At 63.3% G+C, this 24121-nt stretch carries 25 protein-coding genes and 1 tRNA gene; 11 read left to right on the plus strand and 15 right to left on the minus strand.

The genetic code is table 11. The annotated features are described in order from the left end of the window. Window positions 1-85: 85 nt before the first annotated feature. The 13 genes from CAL13_RS05785 to CAL13_RS05845 all read right to left on the minus strand — a co-directional run bounded on the left by CAL13_RS05785 (window position 86) and on the right by CAL13_RS05845 (window position 8857). Window positions 86-1315 carry a phage portal protein gene (locus CAL13_RS05785; protein WP_232467774.1) on the minus strand — a complete coding sequence of 410 codons (1230 nt, stop codon included), beginning with the start codon at window positions 1313-1315 and terminating at the stop codon, window positions 86-88. Further along, complete coding sequence (locus CAL13_RS05790; protein WP_086071795.1) at window positions 1312-1869, minus strand: HK97 family phage prohead protease; 558 nt, start codon at window positions 1867-1869, stop codon at window positions 1312-1314. The genes CAL13_RS05785 and CAL13_RS05790 overlap by 4 nt, the downstream gene beginning before the upstream one ends. Next, window positions 1866-2453, minus strand: a complete 588-nt coding sequence (locus tag CAL13_RS05795) for a tail assembly protein (RefSeq protein WP_086071796.1) — start codon at window positions 2451-2453, stop codon at window positions 1866-1868. The genes CAL13_RS05790 and CAL13_RS05795 overlap by 4 nt, the downstream gene beginning before the upstream one ends. 9 nt (window positions 2454-2462) lie before the next feature. Beyond that, entirely contained in the window at window positions 2463-3818 is a 1356-nt protein-coding gene (locus tag CAL13_RS05800; RefSeq protein WP_232467775.1) for a phage major capsid protein, read from the minus strand. 56 nt (window positions 3819-3874) lie between these two features. Next, window positions 3875-5122, minus strand: coding sequence for an AAA family ATPase (locus CAL13_RS05805; protein ID WP_232467776.1), 1248 nt, complete (start codon window positions 5120-5122; stop codon window positions 3875-3877). After that, window positions 5113-5538: a DNA primase gene (locus CAL13_RS05810; protein WP_086071798.1), complete on the minus strand. Its 426-nt coding sequence runs from the start codon at window positions 5536-5538 to the stop codon at window positions 5113-5115. Before CAL13_RS05810 ends, CAL13_RS05805 begins: the two co-directional genes overlap by 10 nt. Then, window positions 5535-5765, minus strand: a complete 231-nt coding sequence (locus CAL13_RS05815) for a hypothetical protein (protein WP_086071799.1) — start codon at window positions 5763-5765, stop codon at window positions 5535-5537. The genes CAL13_RS05810 and CAL13_RS05815 overlap by 4 nt, the downstream gene beginning before the upstream one ends. Continuing rightward, complete coding sequence (locus tag CAL13_RS05820; RefSeq protein ID WP_157664811.1) at window positions 5762-5974, minus strand: hypothetical protein; 213 nt, start codon at window positions 5972-5974, stop codon at window positions 5762-5764. Before CAL13_RS05820 ends, CAL13_RS05815 begins: the two co-directional genes overlap by 4 nt. 270 nt (window positions 5975-6244) lie before the next feature. After that, entirely contained in the window at window positions 6245-6547 is a 303-nt protein-coding gene (locus CAL13_RS05825) for a helix-turn-helix domain-containing protein (protein WP_086071801.1), read from the minus strand. A gap of 10 nt (window positions 6548-6557) precedes the next feature. Continuing rightward, on the minus strand, window positions 6558-6782 hold the full coding sequence (locus tag CAL13_RS05830) for a helix-turn-helix transcriptional regulator (RefSeq protein ID WP_086071802.1): 225 nt from the start codon (window positions 6780-6782) through the stop codon (window positions 6558-6560). 154 nt (window positions 6783-6936) lie between these two features. After that, a complete protein-coding gene (locus CAL13_RS05835) occupies window positions 6937-7425 on the minus strand; it encodes a hypothetical protein (protein ID WP_086071803.1) in 489 nt (162 codons plus the stop codon). Beyond that, window positions 7422-8588 (minus strand): tyrosine-type recombinase/integrase, encoded by a 1167-nt coding sequence (locus CAL13_RS05840; RefSeq protein WP_086071804.1) that lies wholly within the window; start codon window positions 8586-8588, stop codon window positions 7422-7424. Before CAL13_RS05840 ends, CAL13_RS05835 begins: the two co-directional genes overlap by 4 nt. A 178-nt stretch (window positions 8589-8766) precedes the next feature. After that, window positions 8767-8857: transfer RNA gene (locus tag CAL13_RS05845), tRNA-Ser, on the minus strand. A 399-nt stretch (window positions 8858-9256) separates the two neighbouring features. On the opposite strand from CAL13_RS05845, the gene CAL13_RS05850 reads away from it, so the two are divergent. The 3 genes from CAL13_RS05850 (at window position 9257) to yaaA (ending at window position 12072) form a co-directional block, all read left to right on the plus strand. Next, complete coding sequence (locus CAL13_RS05850; RefSeq protein ID WP_086056520.1) at window positions 9257-10411, plus strand: cation:proton antiporter domain-containing protein; 1155 nt, start codon at window positions 9257-9259, stop codon at window positions 10409-10411. 76 nt (window positions 10412-10487) lie between these two features. Further along, on the plus strand, window positions 10488-11270 hold the full coding sequence (locus CAL13_RS05855; RefSeq protein WP_086056521.1) for a 3-hydroxybutyrate dehydrogenase: 783 nt from the start codon (window positions 10488-10490) through the stop codon (window positions 11268-11270). A 28-nt stretch (window positions 11271-11298) separates the two neighbouring features. Beyond that, window positions 11299-12072 carry a peroxide stress protein YaaA gene (gene yaaA, locus CAL13_RS05860; RefSeq protein WP_086071805.1) on the plus strand — a complete coding sequence of 258 codons (774 nt, stop codon included), beginning with the start codon at window positions 11299-11301 and terminating at the stop codon, window positions 12070-12072. 71 nt (window positions 12073-12143) lie between these two features. Here yaaA and CAL13_RS05865 read toward each other — a convergent pair whose 3' ends face one another. Continuing rightward, window positions 12144-14360 (minus strand): FUSC family protein, encoded by a 2217-nt coding sequence (locus tag CAL13_RS05865; protein WP_086056523.1) that lies wholly within the window; start codon window positions 14358-14360, stop codon window positions 12144-12146. A gap of 522 nt (window positions 14361-14882) precedes the next feature. Here CAL13_RS05865 and CAL13_RS05870 point away from each other — a divergent pair. From CAL13_RS05870 to pssA, 5 genes are all read left to right on the plus strand, one after another. Then, a complete protein-coding gene (locus CAL13_RS05870; RefSeq protein ID WP_232467777.1) occupies window positions 14883-16592 on the plus strand; it encodes an acetolactate synthase 3 catalytic subunit in 1710 nt (569 codons plus the stop codon). A gap of 10 nt (window positions 16593-16602) precedes the next feature. Continuing rightward, window positions 16603-17094, plus strand: a complete 492-nt coding sequence (gene ilvN, locus CAL13_RS05875; RefSeq protein ID WP_066353686.1) for an acetolactate synthase small subunit — start codon at window positions 16603-16605, stop codon at window positions 17092-17094. Window positions 17095-17154: 60 nt separating this feature from the next. Continuing rightward, window positions 17155-18171: a ketol-acid reductoisomerase gene (gene ilvC, locus CAL13_RS05880; RefSeq protein ID WP_086056525.1), complete on the plus strand. Its 1017-nt coding sequence runs from the start codon at window positions 17155-17157 to the stop codon at window positions 18169-18171. 237 nt (window positions 18172-18408) lie between these two features. Then, window positions 18409-19080, plus strand: coding sequence for a phosphatidylserine decarboxylase (locus CAL13_RS05885; protein ID WP_086071807.1), 672 nt, complete (start codon window positions 18409-18411; stop codon window positions 19078-19080). Continuing rightward, window positions 19073-19852 carry a CDP-diacylglycerol--serine O-phosphatidyltransferase gene (gene pssA / locus CAL13_RS05890; RefSeq protein WP_086056527.1) on the plus strand — a complete coding sequence of 260 codons (780 nt, stop codon included), beginning with the start codon at window positions 19073-19075 and terminating at the stop codon, window positions 19850-19852. The genes CAL13_RS05885 and pssA overlap by 8 nt, the downstream gene beginning before the upstream one ends. 51 nt (window positions 19853-19903) lie before the next feature. Here pssA and CAL13_RS05895 read toward each other — a convergent pair whose 3' ends face one another. Beyond that, entirely contained in the window at window positions 19904-20350 is a 447-nt protein-coding gene (locus tag CAL13_RS05895; protein ID WP_232462590.1) for a hypothetical protein, read from the minus strand. 392 nt (window positions 20351-20742) lie between these two features. Here CAL13_RS05895 and rpsO point away from each other — a divergent pair, with 392 nt between their 5' ends. The 3 genes from rpsO (at window position 20743) to CAL13_RS05910 (ending at window position 24120) form a co-directional block, all read left to right on the plus strand. Continuing rightward, entirely contained in the window at window positions 20743-21012 is a 270-nt protein-coding gene (rpsO, locus tag CAL13_RS05900) for a 30S ribosomal protein S15 (protein WP_086056528.1), read from the plus strand. An 89-nt stretch (window positions 21013-21101) separates the two neighbouring features. Next, entirely contained in the window at window positions 21102-23267 is a 2166-nt protein-coding gene (pnp, locus tag CAL13_RS05905; RefSeq protein ID WP_086056529.1) for a polyribonucleotide nucleotidyltransferase, read from the plus strand. A gap of 121 nt (window positions 23268-23388) precedes the next feature. After that, window positions 23389-24120 (plus strand): hypothetical protein, encoded by a 732-nt coding sequence (locus CAL13_RS05910; protein ID WP_086056530.1) that lies wholly within the window; start codon window positions 23389-23391, stop codon window positions 24118-24120. Window position 24121 lies beyond the last annotated feature (1 nt).

Genomic DNA, 24121 nt, shown 5'->3' on the forward strand with positions numbered 1-24121 from the left:
GCACAGCGGTTGATCGGCCAGTACCGACGCACGCAGCCGCTGCCATGCGGCGCTATTGAGCGGGATAGTGCGGCGCGGGTCTGCATCACGTCCGGTTCGCTTGGCTCTGGGTAGGCGCGGGGCCAGAGCCAGGCGCGGCGGCACTTCCTTGAGCCGGGGCTTGAGCATCTTTATCTTTGGCATCGTCTATTCCTTCGATAACGGGTAGGTTTTCTAAGCGGCGGGCCTCGGACTTGAGTAGCCATCCGGCGCTGATGCCCTTGTCATAGAAGTCCGCGCGGGTGGTGGAGTCGCCACGCAATAAGCCCTCTACGCTGTGTTCCGCGAAGTAGGTACGCCGTCCTGCATCGGTCAGAAGTTGGCGCGCTATGGCCTGTTCCCACGCCACCAAATGACGGCGCAGGGTGAGCGTCACGAATTGGCGGTTCATCTCCACGCTGTTGGAGTAGTTGCCGTGGCGCAGATCGCCAATGATGGTCGGCGGGACACGGAACAGGCGAGCTACTTCCTCCACACTGAATTGCCGTGCCGCGATCCATTCGGCGTCCTCAAGCGTCATGCTGATGGTCTGGTAATCGACGCCTTCCTCCAGCAGGGCAGTCTTGCCACTGTTAGCTCCGCCGCTGTACTGGCTGTCCCACGATGCTTTAAGGGCTGCCCGCTGCTCCGGCTTCAGCTTCTGCGGGAACTTGAGAATGCCGGATAGTCTGGCCCCGTTCCGGAAGGTTGCATTGCCGTGGTCGCGTTCGCTGATAGAAAGCTCGATCACTTCCTTTGCAGCCTGGATGGGCGATATACCCAAGGCGAACTCGTCCCCGGCGCGGTGGCGCAGGTGGAACACCTCATCATCAAGCAGGCGATGCACGCGGCCAGCGCGGTCGGCATACTCGTAGCCAAGCTTTTCGCCCACGCGCAGCACGCTCATGCGGTCAGGCGGGACTGGAATAAGCTCACGCACCTGGCCGTCCCAGCCGCGCACGATGCGGGCGTAGGCGTTCCCCCGGAGCAGGACGCAGGCTTGCATCCATTCGCGGAACTCAAGCGCCGTCTGCACCTTGTTGGGCGAGTCGTGCAACACCTTGTACAGCGGATGATCCGTCGCAGGCGTGCGGCTTTCGCCTTCGCGCCGGTAGGTAATCAGCGGAAGGCTTGCGATCGTCTCGCTGATGGCGGCCACGCAAGCGTAAACGGCGCTAACACTCTGCGCCGTCTTGTCGTTTACAGGGCCAGTCCGCAGTGCCTGCCAATTCTCCCAATAGGGGTCGCCGTTGGCACGTTTCTCAAAGCCGAAGCGAGACAGTAGGCGCTCAATCATCGGCACGTCTCCAGCCACAAAGCGCGAGGATCACAGCCGCCCACCGTGAAGAATTGGTATTGCTTCGGCATCGAGCGCATGGCTACGGTGGTATCGGCATAGGCCGGGTCGTGGGTTAGCGTGATCTCCTGCAAGTCCACATCAAGCAGTTCGCGCAGCCATTCCCCGCCGTTTCGCTCTTCCCATCGGTCCCCTCCGCTACGCACTCGGAAGCCGAAGGAGCAACCAGAAACGTCGCCACGATCAACAAGGATGGCGAGGTCGCGCCCATGCGTGGTGTCGGGCAATGCCAGATCGAAGTGCAGGCCGGTTTGGTCCTCGGCCAGTTTCAGCGTGCCGCCGCGGGTCGTGCCGAGCAGGGCATCCCCTTTGTGATGGTAAAGAGCGCGCACGTTAGTGCCAGACGCCAGGGTCTTTGCGAATGCACCAGGGCGAACAATTTCCGTAAAGCCACCAAGGTTGGCTTCGCTTCCGAAGATTGCTGCGTATCCGGTCAATCGACCGGGCGATACGGCGCGTAGGGTGCCGCTGGAGCGGATTTCGATATCGGTCATACTTGATCTTCCGCGTAGATTCCTGCCGACACCACGGCGCTGCCGACAATCATTTCCCCATACAGCAGCGGCACGGGATTGCCCTGTGCGCTCGTGTTCACCGGACCATTGAAGTTGTAAGAGGCCCCGTTGTCGGGGCTATCTTTGGTGCTCAGTCCACGCTGCTGGGTGGAAAGCATCTGTACGACTCCACCGATAGCCAGCGCCGCGCCGAACTGCATGAGATACGGGGAAGCGGCTGCAAGGGGCGTGAATGACAGAACAGCCCCAACAGCGACCAACGCCGCGCCGAGGATGGTCTGGAATACCCCGGCTCGTTTCGCTCCCTGCACTACCGGCGCAATGCGAATGTCTTCATCGCCGACCGGATGCTTCAACTCGTCCTCACCGAGATTGCGTTTTCCAAGGAAGCAGGCGTAGGCGGCGCCGCGATCTAGGCTGGCGATGAGTTCCTTCTCAAATCCGGGAATAACCACGCACAAGGCCCGTACCGCCTCAGCGGTGCTATCGACTGCCAGGCGATGCACGCGGCCAAACTTATTGCCCAGCCAGCCGTAAAGGCGGATTGTGCGCAGTTTTTCCATGTCAGCCCCTTACTGTTCGGTCGGCGCGGGCGGTACGGCAACATCGTTGGCGATGACGAAGGCTTCCGGGTAGCGGATCGCCACATCGGCGGTCGCCATCGCACGCACTTGCACGCCGCCCCGGCTGTATGCCGGTTCAGCGTAAGGGTTGACCAGCACGTCCAGCTCAGACCAAACGCCCAGCAGGACTTGCGACCAATCACCCAGGATCGCCGTGCCCTTGCCAGCGTCAACCGGCAATTGCCGCGTGGTGCGCAGCGGATATTCCGCCAGTTGCCCACCTTGCAGCAGATAGCCCGGCAGGCCGGTCTCCTTCAGCGTGCCGGACAGGACGCGTTTCACGCCCACCGAGGTAAGCCAGGTTCCGTTGGTCAGCTCGGTATCCTCGAAGGCTTCCACCATTGTGAGGACGGTTGCCCAATCGAGGGTGGCGAGGCTGAAGGTTTGCGTGCCCGGAGCATGCAGGACGCCCAGCGGTTCGTTGTTCGTGCCGGTTCCAGCGATAATGGCGCGGTCCAGTTGCTTGGCGATCAGGAAGGCCAAATCATCGCGCACAAGCTGCTCAATATCCGGGCTGGACTGTTGGAGCAGTTGACGGCTCATTTCCGTCTTGCCGCCAACATGCTTGGGGGTCAGGCCCACGCTATCGAACGCCATATTGCCTTCCGGCACAGCTTGGCCCTCGGCAACCCAGCCGGTTTCCAGCCCGCTGCCGTACTTGGGAATGGACAGGTTGCCACGCAGACCGGTCAAGACGCGGACACCCAGCTTGCGCGCCACAAGGGACTCACGCAGCGGGCCGATATACAGGTCGGCGCGATGATCGGTGGGGACCAGATCCGATGCGCTCGTCGTCGTATTCACGCGCTGCTCCAGGGCCGACATGGGCACGAATGCGCCTTGTGCCTTGCGGCCCGTGCGACGTTCGATTTCCTGGCTGTATTCCCGCTCAGCGCCGTCCAGGCTACGGCCTTCCATCTGCGCCCGCATGCTGGCGACCACGGACACGCGCTTTTCCAGCTCCGCTAGGGACTTGTCGCCATGCGGCGTGATCGGCTCGCCCGACATGCGGCGCTCTTGTTCAGCCATGAACGCAGCGCGCTGCTCGTCGCCTTCCAGATCGGTGACTTCGGCTTTCAGTTTGTCAAACGCAGACTTCTCCGCGTCGTTCAGGTTGCGCTTTTCGGCTTCCGCCTTGGCAAGAATGCCGCGCATTTCGGTGGTCTTCGCGGCGCGGGCTTCGCGGATTTGGGCAAGGTTCATTCGGGTCTCATGTGGTGGATGACTGAGACCTAAATAACATGCAACTACTGGACAAAAACGCAGCCCCGGAAAGTCCGTCCCCCCGCGAACCAGGGCGGACAATTGACCTCCCGGGGCGTTGGTTCTATCCAACGGAGAACCAAAAATACGGGCCCAGGCTATCCGCGCAGGTCAGCATAGGACTTAGGGTTTTCCATTAAGGTGCTCACCTTTTCATTAAGATGCTCACCTTTAGAACGTGAGCACCTTAATGTTTCGTTGAGCGCCTTAATCGGCATGCGCCACAGCCAGGCCCCGCCCCCTCGGGTTCCCGCCGCCCCTTCTCGGTAGGCCTCTACTCCGATGGCTTTCTGAGCGCGGCGGATGGTCGCCCAGGCGTAACCGGCGTCAGACGACTCCGCTTTGACGGTCTTGGCCGGGACCGGGCCGTCGCTCAGTAGGTCCCTGAGAAACTGCTCGGCGTCCGCCCTTTCTGTGCTTTCGTCGTCGCTAGCCTCAACGCTTCCAAGAATTTCCCGAGCGCTGCCGTCTATCGTCTCGCCCCAGGTAACGCGCGTGGTCTCAATGCCGCCATCCACGCTGCACGGTTCGATGTAATACGACACCCCGCCGTCGTCCAAGCTGATATTGGACTTGGCGCGGGCCAAGACTCGCGCCTCATCACCCTCCTGCTTTGCCGCCACCAAAACGGTGCGCGCCAGTGCTCCAAAGGCCTGAGAACCGATAACCCGGTCCTGTGGACTAGATCCGGCAGAACCTTTGGAAAAGTGACTAATGCCCAGCACGGCGCAATCGTGTTCCTCCGCGAAGTCCACCAGCGATTGCAGCCCACGGCGCACATCGTTGGCTTTGTGCATGTCGCCGGAGATTGCCGACACGATGGGATCGACCATCAACATCGCTGCCCCGCCGATTCTCTTTACCGCATCATGTAAGGTCGGAATGTCTCTGGCCGGGTCGAACGGCATTGCATTGCCGTATTCGTCTGTCACGGCCTGTACGAAGAAAACCCGAGACACATCCGCGCCGCACGCCATAAGCCGCGGCTTCAGCGTGTCGGCAGGGTCATCTTCGCTAGACCAAACGAGAATGTTCTCGCGCGTAGTGCATGCCACCCCATCGGGCCAACGGGCGGCGGTTGTCACGGCCGATGCAAGGCCAAGGGCAAGCGTGGTTTTGCCGGTACCCGCCGCCCCGGCCAGGATCGTCAACTTGCCGCGTGCCAGCCAGCCGGGCCAAAGCCAGCGAATGGGGCGCTCCTTTACTTCGGACGCACAAAGCAATGTGACGCTCGCAGCCCGGCGCGGGATATCGCTGTACGCCCCGATAGGCGGCAGTTCGGGCATCGACCGATCCAATTGCGATTGCGCCTGCTCTAGCAGAGAAGCGCGCTTTTCTACCTGCATTCGCATACCTCCAGCGCGTGATTGATGCGATTGGCCGCCAGCCAAAGACGTTGCCGGTCATCGTCAGTAAGGGAGACACCCTTGGCGATATTTCCTGCGGCCACTGCGGCCACCAGGGCCTCGAAGGACACACATCGAAGCGCATCGGCGTACGAGAACGGCATGCGGGCAGTGCGCAGGGCCGACCTGGGCGCACGGTCCCGGAACAGGTCATTCACCTGCATGCCGACAGAGAACAACACGTCATAGACGCTGCACCCGCCGAAGTCGTGGACAAGCACCTTGCCGTCGTCTGTCTCGCGAATCGCAAGGGATTGCTTTGATTTGGAGTCGTGCGCTGGGCAGCACGCTACCCAGCGGCCAGGGCCGGTTTTCTTGACGCGTTCCAGCCGGGAGAGAAAGGTATCGACGCTCATTGCCGGCCCTCCGCATCAGGGAGCCCCAATGCCTTGCGCAGGGCGTACCAGTGCGTGTGATCGGCGTGAAGGTCGTGGGCGACCTCGATCAAGGCAAGAAGATTGGGATCGTCCTTGGGTGCCATTTCCCGGATGGCAAGCAATACCGCATATACCCGGTCTTTCTGCACGTCCATGCAGTTCAGGCGATGGGACACTTCAAAGATGTTGTTGATCGGCGCGCTCATCTTTCGGCCCCCTCACCGTTGACCATCAAGCGGATTTCCTCGGCCAGGTCACTGGCGAGCCACAGAACATGATCGCGCTGCACTTCGGGCAGGCCATTGAAGGCGCTGCATCCCTGTCCGTGGATCAACATCAAGAGGGAAGAAAGCTGCGCCGTGCGGTTCTCGAGATCGAGTTGAACCATAGCGCGGCGAGAGGGGGTATTAGCCATGAGCGGCCTCCTTTGTCAGGTAGGCCCGCCGTCCGCTGTCAAACGGGGTGGGCGGGCAGAGAGCAGGGTTGACAGACCGGTGACAAAGGAAACCGGCAGGCCGAAGCCTCCCCGCAATCGCCCGCCCAAAGAGGGTGCGCAATAGCGTACGGACGTAAAAATACCGCCTGGCGGCGGTCGTCCGCCTTTGTCGATTCTGGCTGTCAAACCAGGCTGCGTCTGTATCGGCAGCACGTCCATTATGGGGAAATTCGACGTAGGCCGCAAGCATCATTTCCCCCCGAAGCTGTAGAGTGCCACGCGGCTATGACTGTAGCCGTCACCGTCGATGATCGTCACCAGGTCGGTGCGAATGTCGTAACCCAGGCGGCGCAGTTCCAGCACGCGGGCGGCGCATTGGTAACAGCCGATCCGGCGCAGGTCGTAGCTCGTCTTGGGGCCGGTGGCCAACGCGGACAAGATGCGTTCGCGCTGCGCTTCGGTCGCGGTGGATTTGGGGTTAAACTTCGGGCCGTGACTTGCCGCCAAGCGATCACCAGCCCCGCCTTGTGTGGGGTTTTTCTTTTGCGTCATCGTGGACCCCTTAGGCGGCAATGGGGTCGGCGAGGAAGGCGTCCAGAGTTGCGCCGGAAGTCTCGGCTTCCATCTGCCTGCGCCAGTCTGCGGCGGCTTCAGCGCTGATGAGGGTGCGGCGGCCCAGCTTCATCAAGCGCGGGCCTTTCCCCTGCTTAATCAGGTCGTATAGGTGCGTGCGACTGATGTTGTGGGAATCGCAGAACTGCGGGATGGTCCAGGTTGCTTTATGCATGTTCGTTTGTCCTTGAACGTTTGGGGGCGTCCGGCCGGGACAAACAACATGCTAGAGATCAATGCGGGCGCTGGATATTTGTATATCAAGGCGCGTGGTTGAATAAGATTGGATCGCTGAAAGTATTCTAAAAAGCGGTCGAAAAATTAGAACATTAGTGGATGTTCCCTCTATCTATTTTCCGCGTGAACACCTCAAGTGCTCGGTCGTGCCTGTCCCAATAGTCGTTCCAGTCGTAATAGTCCTTCGTAACCTTTTGCGCTGACTTGTGGTGCTTCGCCGCCACGGCGGCAATCGCGTGAGTGACTTTCTCGCCGTTCTTAACCAAGCCTCGAACCTCACGCGCAATGGCTTTCCGGGCCTTTTCGCTGGCACTTTCGATGGGGAGGTTATCGAAGATGTATGGGAAGTGGACGCGAGGGTCTTTGGGGTTATCTGGTCCTAACACCAAATGCATTGCGACCACCAGGGCGGCTTTATCGAACGCGGTTTTGCGCTCCCAGCTAAGAACGTTATTGACAAAGATGCGTATGGCATCGCGCAATAAGCCCTCGTCCCGTTCGGCAAAGGGGTCATCCGTGATCCCTTGCTCGAATCGGGCTTCCAGTTCATCGTCATCAATAAACTGATCGTCTTCGCTCATCGCCTCTTCCTTTCGCTATCCAGATAATCCGCCCACCACTGCATCATCTTTCCCCGCTGCTTGAGATAAAGGGCATGGTTGTAGGCGGCGCTGATTTCATTCCGTTCTTGGTGTGCAAGCTGCAATTCGATATGCTCGTGCGGCCAGCCATGCTCGTGCAGAATCGTTGACGCTACGCCCCGAAAACCGTGTCCTGTCATCCGCCCCCGGTAGCCCATTCGATACAAGGCATACAGAATGGTGTTATTGCTCATAGGTGTTTCAGGGTTACGCTCACCGGGGAAAAGCAGGGCATGCCCGAAAGACACAGCTCTTAGTTCTTCGAGCACCGCCAGCGCCTGCCGCGACAACGGCACGATGTGCGGTGCCTTCATCTTCATGCGCTCCGAAGGAATGTTCCATCGGGCGGCGTTAAGATCGAACTCTTCCCACCGGGCCGCAATCAATTCCGTAGTACGCACGAAGGTGAGCGCCATCAGCCTGAGCGCAAGGCGGGTATGTTCATTCCCAAGATAACCGTCAATTGCTGCCAGTAGGGCTGGCAATTCTTTGGCGTCGATCCGGGAATAGTTGCGCTTCTTGCGCGTCTTGAGTACGTCAGCGGGCCGCACGTCCGCCACCGGGTTACGCTCGGCCAGGTCGTGGGCGACGGCATAGCGCATGACCTGGCCGCAGGTTTGCAAGGCGCGCTTGGCGATATCAAGCGCACCGCGGTTCTCAATCTTCTTCACCGCGTCCCGAAAGGCGGACGCCGGGATACCCCCAACAGGCATACCCCCAATCTCCGGGAATATATCTGCCTCAAGCCGACGGATGACGTATTGGGCGTGGCGCTCGCTACGGGCAGGGGACCAGTGTGCCCACCATTGACGGGCTACCTGTTCAAACGTTAGGGCGCCGGATGGCTGCTTCTTGACCAGCATAGGATCAGCACCGGTGTCCAGCACCGCACGGGCTTCCTGGTGCAGCTTACGGGCCTTGGCCAGCGTTACCTTTGGGTAGACGCCGAAGGCCATCACCTTCTCTTTGCCGCCGTGCCGGTACTTCCAACGCCAGTATTTCCCGGCCCGGTTAACCAGCAGGTACAGGCCGCCGCCATCGGCAAGCTTGCGCGGCTTGTCGCCCGGCTTCTCGTTGCGGATCTGGGTATCTGTCAGGGGCATGCGCCTGGGGGTATCTCGGGATGGAATCTCAATAATACCCCCACATCTACCCCCAAGTACCCCCGGCTGTAGGCGCTCATCCACGAACATCGACGGACAACAAAAAACCCGCAAGCCTTTGATTCCTGCGGGTTTCTGGACTTCTGCGGATTTTGGCGACCCAGCGTAAACACATAACTGGCGGAGAGGGTGGGATTCGAACCCACGATACGGGAGAACCGTATACCGGATTTCGAGTCCGGCGCATTCGACCACTCTGCCACCTCTCCTGAAGGTGTTGCGTCGCGGCGTCTTTCCGTCTTGGCCTGCACGAAGCGGCGTTGACGCCGATGCCAGGCCGCGACGAGTGGTCCATAAGACGTCGCGGAAACTTTTGCCTTGCCCTGTGTAACCGTGCCGAAGGTGATTCGAAGTCGATCGCTATCGTTTCGCTATCGCTTTCGACAACGGCTGATCACCACCTGTGCTCGCCGTTTGCAAACGCGAGCTGGGCAACGGGGTCTGCAGCACGGGGCCTGCAGCAAAGCCCGCTATTCTACAGTAAATCCAGCGCCCTTGTATAGCGTGCGTTCCGACACCGCTACGGCTTAGTGCGGTTTTGCCACTCTGCCAAGCCCCGCCGACGTAATTTTTTGTCAGAATGCGTTGTCCGTCCGGCCAGGGTGCTCATGGAACTCGTCGTCATCCTCCTGCTTTCCGCCGTGGTGTGCGTCCCACTGACCCAGCTGCTGGGTTTGGGAGTCATTCCCGGGTACCTGCTTGCCGGTATCGTGATCGGTCCGTCGGGCCTGGGACTGGTCACGGACGTGCCGGACGTCGCCAGCATTTCCCAGTGGGGCGTCGTCATGATGCTCTTTGTCATCGGGCTGGAACTGGAGCCCGCCCGCCTATGGGGCATGCGGCGCGAGGTTTTCGGCGTCGGGCTCTTCCAGCTTGCGATCTGCGCCGGCGTAATGGCGGTATTGATGGGGGCGCTGCGGCAGCTGAGCCATCTGTCATGGGCGGGGGCGATCGTTTGTGGTCTGTCCCTGGCCCTGTCTTCAACCGCGGTGGCCTTGCGGCTGCTGGACGAGCGCCAGTTGACGCGTACCCCCATGGGACGCACAGCGCTGGGCATCCTGCTTTTGCAGGACATCGCCGCGATACCGATTTTGGTTGGCATCGGCATTCTGGGCGGCGGCGGCACGCGAGCCCCGTCTTTCGTCTGGTCGCTGATCGCGGTGGCGGTGGTGCTGGCGTGCGCACGCCTGCGGGTCATCAGCTGGGTGGACCGGGTGCAGTTGCGGGAACTCTTTACCGCCGGGACGCTGCTGGTCGTCATCGGATCGGCGCAACTGTTCGACCATGCGGGCCTGTCGGCCGGCCTCGGCGGCTTCCTGGTCGGGGTACTGCTGGCGCGGTCCCGATATCGCGACGCCTTGGAGGCGTCGATCGATCCGTTCAAGGGGCTGTTACTGGGCTTGTTCTTCGTCAGCATCGGTATGGCGGTCAACCTGGATGTCGTGCGGGCGCACTGGCCGTTCATCGCCCTGAGCGTGGCGGCCTTGCTGGTGGTCAAGGGCGGCATTCTGTATGGAATCGCCCGCATGGCGGGCCTGCCGCGATACCACCGGCTGACGTTCGCCATCGTGCTGGCGCAGGGAGGCGAATTCGGTTTCGCCATCTTCAATGAAGCGTTGGACAACGGGATACTGAACCAGGTGCAGCGCGACGTGGTGTCCGTGGTGGTGGCGGTGTCCATGGCCCTGGTCCCGATCCTGATCAAGGTGCTGGAGCGCGTGCAGCCCGAGCGCGTGCGCGGCTACACTTCCGGGGCGCCATAACGTCGCGCGGGCCTGCCGCCGCCGCGGCGCAGCCGCGCCCGTGCCGCCCCACTGATCGCCGCAAAGGAGAAACCTCATGCTGAAAGGAAAAGTCGCCGTCGTTACCGGATCCACCAGCGGTATCGGGTTGGGTATTGCCACCGCGCTGGCCGCCCAGGGGGCGGACATCGTCCTGAACGGCTTCGGCGAGCCGGCCGAAATCGAAAAGACCCGCGCCGGCCTCGCGCTGGCGCACGGCATCAAGACCGTCTATGACGGCGCGGATTTGTCCAGCGGGCCGGCGGTGCGGAAACTCATCGAGAATACGGTGGCCGCCTTCGGCCGCATCGACATTCTGGTCAATAACGCGGGAATCCAGCACACCGCGCTGATCGAGGATTTTCCGCCGGAGAAGTGGGACGCCATCATCGCGCTGAATCTGTCGGCCGTGTTTCACGGCACCGCCGCGGCGCTGCCCCATATGAAGAAGCAGAAGTGGGGGCGCATCATCAATATCGCCTCGGCGCATGGCCTGGTCGGGTCGCCGAGCAAGTCCGCTTACGTTGCCGCCAAGCACGGCGTCGTCGGATTGACCAAGGTGACGGCGCTGGAAACCGCCGGTTCGGGCGTCACGGCCAACGCCATCTGCCCCGGCTGGGTGCGCACGGCGCTGGTGGAAAAGCAGATTACCGCCTTGGCGGCCCAGGGCGGCGTGGACCAGGAGACCGCGGCCCGCGAACTGCTCAGCGAAAAGCAGCCCTCGCTCCAGTTCGTGACGCCGGAGCAATTGGGCGGTACGGCTGTCTTCCTTTGCTCGTCCGCCGCCGACCAGGTGACGGGCACGACCATTTCGGTCGACGGCGGCTGGACTTCGCGTTGATTTTTTCGGAATAAGGAATTCTTCCAAGATGCTGTTTCTGCTGTCTCCAGCCAAGAAACTGGACTACGACTCCCCGCTGCATGTCGACCTGCATACCGAGCCGCTGTTCGTCGATCAAGCAGCTGCCTTGATCAAGGTGCTGAAAAAGAAGTCCGCGCAGGACATCGCCGCCCTCATGGACCTGAGCCCGGCGCTGGCGGAGCTGAACGTGAAGCGGTATGCCGCCTGGAAACCGGTCTTCACGCAGCAGAACGCCCGCCCGGCCGTGCTCGCTTTCAACGGCGACGTGTACGAAGGCCTGCAGGCGAAAAGCCTGAGCGCGCCGCAGCTGCAATGGGCGCAGGACCACGTTGCGATCCTGAGCGGCCTTTATGGCGTACTGCGGCCGCTGGACCTGATGCAGCCGTACCGGCTTGAAATGGGCACGCGCCTGGAAACGCCGCGGGGCAAGAATTTGTACGAGTTCTGGGGCGCCGATATCGCCAATTACCTGAACGAGCGCCTGCGGGGCCAGAAGCATCCGGTCGTGATCAACCTGGCCTCGGAGGAGTATTTCAAGTCCGTGGACCTGAAGGTGCTCAAGGCCAGGGTGGTGCAATGCGTCTTCCAGGACTGGAAGGGCGGGGCGTACAAGGTGATCAGCTTCAACGCCAAACGCGCTCGCGGGCTGATGGCGCGCTACGCGATCCAGCACAAAATCGCCACGCCGGAGAAGCTGCAGGGATTCGATAGCGAGGGCTACGCCTACGATGCATCGGCGTCCTCGCCCGACAAGCTCGTATTCCGTCGCAGGCAGGCCTGATCCGCGGATGACCGGGCAGGCACATGGCGCGCGGCGCGTTGCCGTGTGCCTGCTCCGATTCCTTCCGGCGCCTAGCTGTCGAGCGCCGCGCTCTCCTGGCGGATCATCTGCGCGGCGCGGACCATGAGCTTGAGCGGGTAGGCCAGGGCGGCCAGATCGCCCCGGGTGTCGACCTGGTCGGCGACAGGCGGCGCCGGCGGCTGCGCCGGATCGAGCATGGCCGAAATGGCGTCCATCGTGTTGACGACGGCCGGCGGCGGCTCCTCGCGGAGCGTGGCCAGCGCGGGCACCGCCGCGGTCGTTTGCGACGCCAGCACGTGGTTCTGGATCAAAAGGTTGTTGAGTTCCGGCACGTATTGCTGGCGCGAACGCGGCTCGCTCATCATCCGGTAGAACGCCTGGGCAAAGTTGCTGAAGGCCACGTGCACGTTCTTGCGCGCCAGGCGCCAGTTCAGGTCGGCGTCGATCTCGTTCTGCGTGGCGGGCGGTTCCGGCACGGGGCCTTGTTCCTGGTCGGCGCTGGGACGGCGCGATTGCTTCTGCCGCATGACGGCCGCGTACTGCAGGCCGGCCTGCAGGTAATCCCGGTTGGCCTTGATCGCCGCACGCGCCAGCGAGGGCATGGAGCGGGCTTCCCACCATGGGAATGCGTAGCTGCAGAGCAGGGAAAGCGCGCAGCCGATGAAGGTGTCCAGCGCGCGTTCGCCGATGACGTCCATGGAGACCGTGCCGGGCGAGACGAAGTGAAAGACCAGCACCACGAAGACGGTGTTGAAAATGGCGCTGGCCATGTAGTTCAGCAGCACCAGGCTGTTGCCCATGATGCAGGCCACCAGCAGGCAGGCGAACAGCACGCCCGGCGTGTCCGTGACATTCAACAGGATCAGCGCCAGCAGGCAGCCGATCAGCGTGCCGGTGAGCCGCCAGCCGTTGCGCTGCCGCGTCAGGGCGAAGCCCGGCTTCATGATGATCACGATGGTCAGCATGATCCAGTAGTTGTGCGCGGAAAAGGCGTGCGGCATCCATATCTCGCTGCCGGTCATCGCGATCGCCGCCGCCAGCGTCACGCGCAGGGCATAGCGGAAGTTCGGCGAGTCCAGCCGCAAGTTGCTGGTGATCATGCCCAGGCGGAATTCCTGCCGGGACATGAAGCGCGTCAGGGATTTGTCGATGCGAAGGGCGCTGGTGGGCTTGGCGTCCGGGCCTGCCAGGGTATGGTCGCCCAGCCGTTCCACGATGCGGCCGGCATTGCGCAGACGCCGCTGCAGCTGGATGAGCAGCGCCAGGATTTCGGGCTCGCGTTCCCCCAGGCCTTGCTGCCGTAGCTGGTGGATCTCGTATTCGATGGCCCGCAGCTCCGCCTTGATGCGCGTGCGGCGCTTGACCGGCGCGCCCTGGGAGACGCTAAGGGCAATGCGGTTCAGGTCCAGCGACATCTTCAGCAGCGCGTCCTGCATGAAGAGCAGGATGTCGTTGCCCGCCAGCGTGCGGCGCAGGGCGGCGTAGTCGGTGTGCGTGGCGAACAGGGTGTCCGCCAGCTGCAGCATGTCGACGAACATGTTCCAGACCATCACGCGGCGGCCGTCGCCGGCGCCCTTGCCGCGCGGCAGGGCGCGCAGGACGACGTCGCGCGCGGTCTGGTGGGCGTCGGTCATGGCCGACTGGCGCTGGATCAGCGTGCGGTAGCTGTCTTCCAGATCTTCCGAGGGGTCGTAGAACGCCGCGCGGGCGGCCACGTAATCCGCCGTGGCGAACAGCGCCACCGACATTGCCTGCTGTTCCTCGCGCAGCCAGAACACGCGGCTGAACCCCAGGCTGAACAGCAGGTAGAACAGGGCGCCGCCCAGCGTGCCGGCCGCGTGCAGCAGCACCTGGTTTGCCGGCAAGGGCGAATGCATCGTCAGCGCCATCACCAGCAGTCCCGCGAAGCCGATCAGGCCGCCGCGCTTGCCGAAAACCGTGAACAGCGAATAGACGAAACACTGCGCGATGACGACCAGCCACAGCGCCAGCGGATGCGTGGACGCGAAACCGGTGATGCAGACGGTGACGGTCGCCAGGATGGCCCCGCCCAGCATTTCGTTGGTGCGATGGCGCTGCGGCCCGCCGGGCTGGTCGATGATGGCCACGCATTGGGCGCCGAAGGTGGCGACCAGTCCCAGCGTGTATTCCCCGAACAGGGCGCCCAGGATCAGGACGGGCAGCAGCATGCCGACCCCCTGCCGCACGCCCCCGAAAAAATAGTGGCTGTAGATGAAGCGGCGGAGGTTCGCGATGCGCAAGTCCATGGGTGGCGGCTTGGTCCGAAGGGGATAGTCCGCAAGTATAGAGAGTCCGCTGGCGGCGCGGACTGCCGTAGCCGCCAGGCATTGGCGGGGGATGTCGCGCGGAACCGACGCGTTGAATGGAAACGGCTTCCACGAACCCCTTCCGATTTGCTACAGGACCGGCAAACACGGTAAATTCCCCGGTTCCCGCAGGCCCGATATCCTGGGCCGGCGGCGATGGTTTGCCAGTTTCCCGGCCTACCGGCCGGTTTCAAAGCGCCAGCAGCACCCTGCCGTTGGCCGCGCCACAAGCGCGGAGTCAAAGGCTTCCATTTCGCTATCCGGCGCCCGTTGTGGGCGCATGCACTGCGTTCAGGAAGGACGCGTGCCGGGCCGGCAAGGCATCCGGGTGGAGCGGTTCCGTGAACCGCGAAGCGCCGGGTCGTGTTGCCGGGACCGGTATCGGGTCCAGCAGCCGCCATACATCGTATGGAGGCGCCGCACTCCCGATCGCAGGGCCGGAACACAGAAAGGAAAGACATCATGGATCTCAATGGCGCCGACATCGTCGTACGCTGCCTGGCCGAGGAGGGCGTCGAGCACGTCTTCGGCTACCCCGGCGGCGCGGTGCTCTATATCTACGACGCAATCTTCAAGCAGGACAAGTTCCAGCACATCCTGGTGCGGCATGAGCAGGCCGCCGTGCACGCTGCCGACGCGTACTCGCGTTCCTCGAACAAGGTGGGCGTGTGCATCGTCACCAGCGGCCCCGGCGTGACCAACGCGGTCACCGGCATCGCCACCGCGTACATGGATTCCATTCCGCTGGTCATCATCAGCGGCCAGGTTCCCACCGCGGCCATCGGCGAGGACGCGTTCCAGGAGTGCGACACGGTCGGCATCACCCGTCCCTGCGTCAAGCACAACTTCCTGGTGCGTGACGTCAAGGATCTGGCCGATACGCTGCGCCGGGCCTTCTACATCGCCCGCACCGGCCGCCCTGGCCCGGTCCTGGTCGATATCCCCAAGGACATTACGCTCGCGCCGTGCAAGTACGTGCCCGCAAAGGGCGAGATTTCGATGCGCTCGTACGCGCCGGTCAACAAGGGGCACCAGGGCCAGATCAAGAAGGCCGTGCAGATGCTGCTGCAGGCCGAGCGGCCCATGATCTATACCGGCGGCGGCGTCATCCTGTCCGACGCGGCGGCGGAGCTGCGCGCCCTGGTTGACCTGCTCGGCGCGCCCTGCACCAATACGCTGATGGGCCTGGGCTCGCTGCCGGCGGATCACAAGGCGTTCCTGGGCATGCCCGGCATGCACGGCACGTACGAGGCCAACATGGCGATGCAGCATTGCGACGTGCTGCTGGCGATCGGCGCCCGCTTCGACGACCGCGTGATCGGCAACCCCCGCCATTTCGCCCAGAACCCGCGCAAGATCATCCACATCGATATCGACCCCTCGTCGATCTCCAAGCGGGTGCGTGTCGACGTTCCCATCGTCGGCAACGTCAAGGACGTGCTGATCGACATGCTGGCGCAGCTGCGGCTGGCGGAAACGCAGCCGCCGTCGCTGGAAAAGTGGTGGCAGCAGGTGCAGGAGTGGCGCGGCAAGGAATGCCTGAAGTATTCCCGCTCCGACTCGGTCATCAAGCCGCAGTTCGTAGTGGAGAAGCTGTGGGAAGTCACCGGCGGCAATGCCTTCGTGACCTCCGACGTGGGCCAGCATCAGATGTGGGCTGCGCAGTACTACCGCTTCGGGCAGCCGCGCCGCTGGATCAATTCGGGCGGCCTGGGCACCATGGGCGTGGGCCTGCCGTACGCCATGGGCGTGCAGATGGCCAACCCCGGCCATGATGTGGCGGTCATCACGGGCGAAGCGTCCATCCAGATGAACATCCAGGAGCTGTCCACCTGCCATCAATATCATCTGACGCCCAAGATCATCTGCCTGAACAACCGCTTCCTGGGCATGGTGCGCCAGTGGCAGCAGATCGACTACGGCTCGCGCTACTCGGAGTCGTACATGGACTCGCTGCCTGACTTCGTCAAGGTGGCGGAAGCCTACGGACACGTCGGCCTGCGCATCGAAAGTCCGGCGGACGTAGAGCCCGCGTTGCGCGAGGCGTTCAGAAAGCACAAGGACTGCCTGGTGTTCCTGGACTTCATTACGGACCGGACCGAAAACGTGTGGCCGATGGTCAAGGCCGGCCGCGGCCTGACCGAAATGCTGCTGGGTTCCGAGGATCTGTAAGGGGGGCGCCATGAAACACGTAATATCGGTTTTGCTCGAGAACGAGCCGGGCGCCTTGTCCCGCGTGGTGGGCCTGTTTTCCGCGCGCGGCTACAACATCGAAACCCTGACCGTGGCGCCGACGGAAGACGCCACGCTGTCGCGCATGACTATCGTCACCACGGGATCGGACGAGGTGATCGAGCAGATCACCAAGCACCTGAACCGCCTGGTCGACGTGGTCAAGGTCGTGGACCTGACCGAAGGCGCCCACATCGAGCGGGAACTCATGCTCGTGAAGGTCCGCGCGGTCGGCAAGGAGCGAGAGGAAATGAAGCGCATGGCGGATATCTTCCGCGGGCGCATCATCGACGTGACCGACAAGTCGTACACCATCGAACTGACCGGTGTGCAGGAAAAGATCTCGGCCTTTATCGAGGCGCTGGATCGCAGCGCGATTCTCGAGACCGTTCGTACCGGGGTCTCGGGGATCGGACGCGGGGAACGCGTACTGAAGCTATGACCGGCGCAGGCCGATCGATCAATCACACATCACAGAAGCACGAATACCGGAGCTATTGAAATGAAAGTTTTCTACGACAAGGATTGCGATCTCTCCCTGATCAAGGGCCGTACCGTTGCCATCATCGGCTACGGCTCGCAGGGCCATGCTCATGCGCTTAACCTGCATGAATCCGGCGTCAAGGTCGTGGTCGGCCTGCGCAAGGGCGGCGCCTCGTGGAACAAGGCCGCCAACGCCGGCCTGAAAGTCCAGGAAGTGGCCGAAGCCGTCAAGGGCGCGGACGTCGTCATGATGCTGCTGCCCGACGAAAACATCGCCCAGGTGTATCGCGACGAGGTCCATGCCAACATCAAGGCGGGCGCCGCGCTCGCCTTCGCGCACGGCTTCAACGTGCACTACGGCCAGGTCGTGCCGCGCGACGACATCGACGTCATCATGGTGGCCCCCAAGGCCCCCGGCCACACGGTCCGCTCCACCTACACCCAGGGCGGCGGCGTGCCGCATCTGGTCGCGGTCTACCAGGACAAGTCCGGCGCGGCGCGCGATGTGGCCCTGTCCTATGCCAGCGCCAATGGCGGCGGCCGCGCGGGCATCATCGAGACCAACTTCCGCGAGGAAACCGAAACCGACCTGTTCGGCGAGCAGGCCGTCCTGTGCGGCGGTACCGTCGAACTGATCAAGGCCGGCTTCGACACGCTGGTGGAAGCGGGCTACGCGCCCGAAATGGCGTATTTCGAGTGCCTGCACGAGCTCAAGCTGATTGTCGACCTCATTTATGAAGGCGGCATCGCCAACATGAACTACTCGATCTCCAACAACGCGGAGTTCGGCGAGTACGAGACCGGCCCCAAGATCGTCACGGAACAGACCCGGGAAGCCATGCGCAAGGCCCTGGCCGACATCCAGAACGGCGAATACGCCAAGCGGTTCATCCTGGAGAACGCCGCCGGCGCCCCGACGCTGACTTCGCGCCGCCGCATCAACGCGGAATCGCAGATCGAGCAGGTCGGCGCCAAGCTGCGCGCGATGATGCCCTGGATCGCGGCGAACAAGCTGGTCGACAAATCGAAAAACTGATCGGCCGCGTACCCGGCTCGCCGGGTACGGTGCTTGCACCGACGGCATGCTCCGGCATGCCGTTTTCTTTTCGGCCGCGGAACGCGGGCCGGCGGGCCGGGCAGGGGCGCGGGCCCCGCGGCGTTTCTGGCGGCGCCATGCAAGGCGGCCGGCCGTCACGGATTTGTCGCTTCCATGCAGCGATGCGGACCGCCGGCAGGGCACATACGGGGCCATATCGGTTAACCTTCGGCTACGATGAATAAACCCCCTTATCCCCATCCCATCATTGCCCGCGAGGGCTGGCCGTTCCTGGCGGGCACGGTCGTGCTGGCGATACTGGTCACGCTGTGGTCGCCCGCCGTATCGGTCGTGTTCTGGATCCTCGCGCTGTTCGTCCTGCAGTTCTTCCGGGACCCGCCTCGCATGGCGCCGGACTCGCCCACCGCGGTGCTGTCGCCCGCCGACGGGCGTATCGTCGCCGTCGAGACCGTGCGCGATCCCTATGCCAACCGCGACGCCCTGAAGATCAGCGTCTTCATGAACGTCTTCAACGTCCATTCCAACCGCGCACCGGTGGACGGACAAGTGATGGACGTCCAGTATTTCCCGGGCAAGTTTTTCAATGCGGCCCTGGACAAGGCGTCGCTGGAGAACGAGCGCAACGCCATGGTTCTGCGCACCACGGGCGGCCAGCTGGTGACCGCCGTGCAGGTGGCCGGCCTGGTGGCCAAGCGCATACTTTGCTACGCGAAAAAGAACGACACCCTGGCGCGCGGCCAGCGCTACGGTTTCATCCGTTTCGGCTCGCGCGTGGACGTCTATCTTCCGCCGGCTGCGCGGCCGCGCGTTGCGCTGGGCGACAAGGTCAGCGCAACGAGCTCCGTGCTGGCCGACCTGCCAGCAACCGACGATGCGACCCATGCCTAAAATGTCGATGCGGGATCCGGAGAACCGTCACCGCAGTATCTATCTGCTGCCGAACGCGTTCACCACAGCGGCGCTGTTCGCCGGCTTCTATGCCGTCGTGCAGGCCATGAACAACCAGTTCGAGGCCGCGGCCATCGCCATCTTCGCCGCCATGGTGCTGGATGGCATGGACGGCCGCGTCGCCCGCCTGACCAACACCCAGTCGGCGTTCGGCGAGCAATACGATTCGCTGTCGGACATGACTTCCTTCGGCGTCGCGCCGGCGCTGGTGATGTACGAGTGGATGCTCAATGAGCTGGGCCGCTGGGGCTGGCTGGCGGCCTTCGTCTATGTCGCGGGCGCTGCGCTGCGTCTGGCCCGCTTCAATACGAACATCGGCGTGGTGGACAAGCGGTTTTTCCAGGGCTTGCCCAGTCCCTCGGCTGCCGCCCTCGTGGCGGGATACGTCTGGCTGGCGGTCGACAACAAGCTGCCCATCCATGACGCCTTCATGGCATGGACGGCCTTCTGCGTCACCATGTATGCGGGCATCGCCATGGTCAGCAATGCGCCTTTCTATAGCGGCAAAAGCTTCGCCCTGGGCCGCAGTGTGCCGTTCTGGGTGATTCTCCTGGTCGTGGCGGCCTTCGTTTTCGTGTCCAGCGACCCGCCGGTGGTGCTGTTCGGCCTGTTTGTCATCTATGGCGTGTCGGGCTGGTTCATCCTGGCCTGGCGCTGGAACCGGGCGCGCGAGCTGCAGCGCACGCGCACCCGGTCAGGCGGGCAGGAATAGGGCGGCCTGGTCCGCCGCTCCGCCCCTAGCGGGCGAAATCCCGCTCCTTCCCTAGCGGGCGAAATCCCATTCCTGGTCGTACATGGGGTCGGGCCCCGGATGGTGCCGCGTGACGCGGTCGCCGTTGCGGCCCATGTAGACGTACATCAACGAATTCCAGACGTCGTTTTCGCGATAGCGATACGACCAGACCACCTGCCGCACGCTGGGTAACCCGACTTCGTCGATGATGGCGGGCGGGCCGAACTCGCAGCGGACGCGGTCCGGCGTCCACACGCCTTCGGACAGAATGGCGAAGTGAGCGTCCGTCAGGATGGGAACGACCCGGTCGATCCGTCCGTCCGGTCCGACGTTGCCGCCCCAGGCATACTGCCCCAGCGGCTGCTGTGTCCAGATGACCCGCTGGCCGCCGCCCGGCAGGGGGCAGGTGAAGTTCGGCCGGCCATATTCCGCCACGACCTGGCTCAAGGGCGTGTTGGGCGGGGTTCGGGCCGCCATGTCGGCGCAGCCTGCCAGGTCGGCGGCAAGCGCCGCCGCCAGGGCGGCCGCCCCAAGTCTGGCGGCAAGGCGCCGGCCGGCGCCGTTGGCTGCCCGGCGGGTTGGCGCAATGAAATGGCTGCTGCGGGGTTGCGCGTTCATGGTCACTCCTGTTCATCGCGGTTCGGTCCGGGGCGCCGCTCGCGGCCGGTGTGGTCCCGGCAGGCCCGTGCCCGGACGCCTGCCGGCCGCAGGCGGCGTGCCCTGACATTCCTGCCCGATAAGCTATAATCCTTTGGATTTTGCTGTCGAACAACTGTCGCCCCCGAAAGTTCGCGGAGCGGCGGTTTTGTTTTTTATCCACCCCACGCCAAGGCGCCTCGGCCCTGGCGCATGTCCGAAGAGGTCAATACATGTCCGTAGCTGACATCAACAAAGCTGATATCGTCGCGCAGTTCCAGCGCGCCCAAGGCGATACCGGCTCTCCCGAAGTCCAGGTGGCGCTGCTTACGGCGCGCATCAATGAGCTGACCGGTCACTTCAAGGAACACATCAAAGACCACCACTCGCGCCGCGGTCTGCTGCGCATGGTCAGCCGCCGCCGCAAGCTGCTCGACTACCTGAAGGGCCGCAACCCCGATGCCTATCGCGCTCTGATCGAAAAACTCGGTCTGCGCAAGTGATCGACGGGGCCGGTACCCCATGACGCAACCGTGGTCGGTGCGACCTTGTCGCAGCGGCCACGGTTTTTCATTTGCAAGGAATAACCGTCATGTTCAATAAAGTGACAAAAACGTTCCAGTACGGCCAGCACACGGTCGTGCTGGAGACTGGCGAAATCGCCCGGCAAGCTTCCGGCGCGGTGCTGGTCTCCATCGAGGATACGGTGGTTTTGGCAACCGTCGTGGGGGCGAAGAAGGCCAAGCCGGGCCAGGATTTCTTTCCCCTGACCGTCGATTACATCGAGAAAACCTACGCCGCCGGCCGTATTCCCGGCGGTTTCTTCAAGCGCGAAGGCAAGCCGTCGGAAAAGGAAACGCTGACTTCCCGCCTGATCGATCGCCCGCTGCGTCCGCTCTTCCCGGAAGGCTTCTACAACGAAGTCCAGGTCGTCATTCACACGCTGTCGGTCAACCCGGAAATCGATCCCGATATCCCGGCCATGATCGGCGCATCCGCCGCGCTGGCCATCTCCGGTATCCCGTTCAATGGCCCGATCGGCGCGGCGCGCGTGGGCTATATCGACGGCCAGTACCTGCTGAACCCCACGGCGTCGCAACTGAAGCTGTCGCAGCTGGACCTGGTCGTGGCCGGCACCGAGACCGCCGTGCTGATGGTGGAATCGGAAGCCGAGCAGCTGCCTGAAGACGTGATGCTGGGCGGCGTGGTCTACGGCCACGAACAGATGCAGGCCGTCATCAATGCGATCCACGATCTGGTGCGCGAAGCCGGCAAACCCGAATGGGACTGGCAGCCGGAGCCCAAGAACGAGGCCCTGATCGCCGCCGTCACCGAAGCCGCCAAGGATGGCCTGACCGCCGCTTACCAGATCCGCGAAAAGCAGCTGCGCACGACGAAGCTGCGCGAGGTCTACGCCGACGTGCAGGCCCGTCTGGCCGCTCGCGCCGCGGAAACCGGCGAAGGGGTGCCGGATCCGGTCACCGTGGACAACATCCTGTTCGACCTGGAAGCGCGCATCGTGCGCGGCCAGATCCTGAACGGCGAACCGCGCATCGACGGCCGCGACACGCGCACCGTGCGTCCGATCAGCATCCGCCTGGGCGTGCTGCCGCGCGCGCACGGCAGCGTGCTGTTCACCCGTGGCGAAACGCAGGCCCTGGTGGTCGCCACCCTGGGCACGAAGCAGGACGAGCAGATCATCGACGCGCTCATGGGCGAATACCGCGAGCGCTTCATGCTGCACTACAACATGCCGCCCTTCGCGACCGGTGAAACCGGCCGCATCGGCGTGCCCAAGCGCCGCGAAATCGGCCACGGCCGTCTGGCCAAGCGCGCGCTCGCGCCGTTGCTGCCCGCGCCGGAAGACTTCCAGTACACCATCCGCCTGGTTTCGGAAATCACCGAATCCAACGGTTCGTCGTCCATGGCGTCCGTGTGCGGCGGTTCGCTGGCAATGATGGACGCCGGCGTGCCGATCAAGGATCACGTGGCCGGCGTCGCCATGGGCCTGATCCTGGAAGACGGCAAGTTTGCCGTGCTCACGGATATCCTTGGCGACGAGGATCACCTGGGCGACATGGACTTCAAGGTGGCGGGTACCGAAAAAGGCATCACCGCGCTGCAGATGGACATCAAGATCCAGGGCATCACCAAGGAAATCATGCAGGTGGCGCTGGCCCAGGCCCGCGAAGGCCGCCTGCATATCCTGGGCAAGATGCGCGAGGCGCTGACCAGCTCGCGCGGCGAACTGTCGGCTTTCGCGCCCCGCATGCTGACGATCAAGATCAACCCCGAGAAGATCCGCGACGTCATCGGCAAGGGCGGCGCCACCATCCGCGCCCTCACGGAAGAAACCGGCACGCAGATCGACATCTCGGACGACGGCACCATCGTGATCGCCAGTGTGGACGAGCTGCAGGCCAAGGAAGCCCAGCGGCGCATCCTGGAGCTGACGGCGGACGTGGAAGTGGGCCAGGTCTACGAAGGCAGCGTGCTGCGTCTGCTGGATTTCGGCGCGATCGTCCAGGTTCTGCCCGGCCGCGACGGTCTGCTGCACATCTCCGAAATCGCCAACTACCGCATCGCCAATATCAACGATGTGCTGAAGGTGGGCCAGAATGTCCGCGTCAAGGTCATCGAGGCCGACGACAAAGGCCGTCTGCGCCTGTCGGTGAAGGCGATCGGCGGCATCGAGCAGCAACAGGCCCAGCAGCCCGTGGCTGACGCGGCGCCGCAATCGGAGCCTCAGCCCGAGTAAGCGCGGCAGCGCTGCAAAGGAACGGCACCCGCGGGTGCCGTTTTTTTGGTCTGCGGTAAAGTGCTGGCGCGCGGCCCGCAGGGGACGCCTGGACGGCATCGACGAAATAGGCAGTTATGGCATGAGAAGGCGCGGGTGCACCGCCATCGCAACGATGATCGCAAGCGCGATGCTGGCGGCCTGCGTGTCGGCGCAAGCCCCATCGCGCGATGGGCGCCGTCCCGACGCCGAATCGATGTCGGCGGACCAGTTCATGCAAACGGACTTCAACCGTACCGTCACGCTGGAAGTCCGCGACAACATGGCAAGCCTGTACGCTCTGGCGGACAAGCTGTATCGCCGCAATCCGCGCGAATGGCGCAAGGCGGGCATGGCGGACCAGGCCGGTGCGCTGAAGCGCCTGCATGGCCTGATCGACGACCGCAGGCCGCCCGCGCCCCTGTCGGGGCTGCACGACATCCAGATCCTGGCGGTGGCGCTGGATCCCGGTTTCCAGGGCGATAGGGTGGCCGCCTTCATCTACGGTCTGGCGGACACCATTATCGCGGCCCACAACGACAAGACGCGCTTTTACGCCGCCGATGTGCTGGATGGCCAGCGCGTCTACAATGCCGCTCGTAACGTGGAAGCCGCGGCGTGGCTGCTGGCCACCCGGCGGGACAGCGCCGGCCAGCCGCTGCTGCTGGCCAACGAAATGCGCGCCGGCAGCGTCAACCTGAGCTTCGAACGCGAATTCGGGGCGATCATCGGCCGGCTGGACCTGATCGCCAATCTGTTGGGCGAAAACAGCCGGCGGGTGGGCATCAACTACGCACAAGGCCTGTTGTTTTTCAACTTCCTGCCGGTGCGGTGAT

This window comes from Bordetella genomosp. 9, from assembly GCF_002119725.1.
Lineage (GTDB): Bacteria > Pseudomonadota > Gammaproteobacteria > Burkholderiales > Burkholderiaceae_B > Bordetella_C.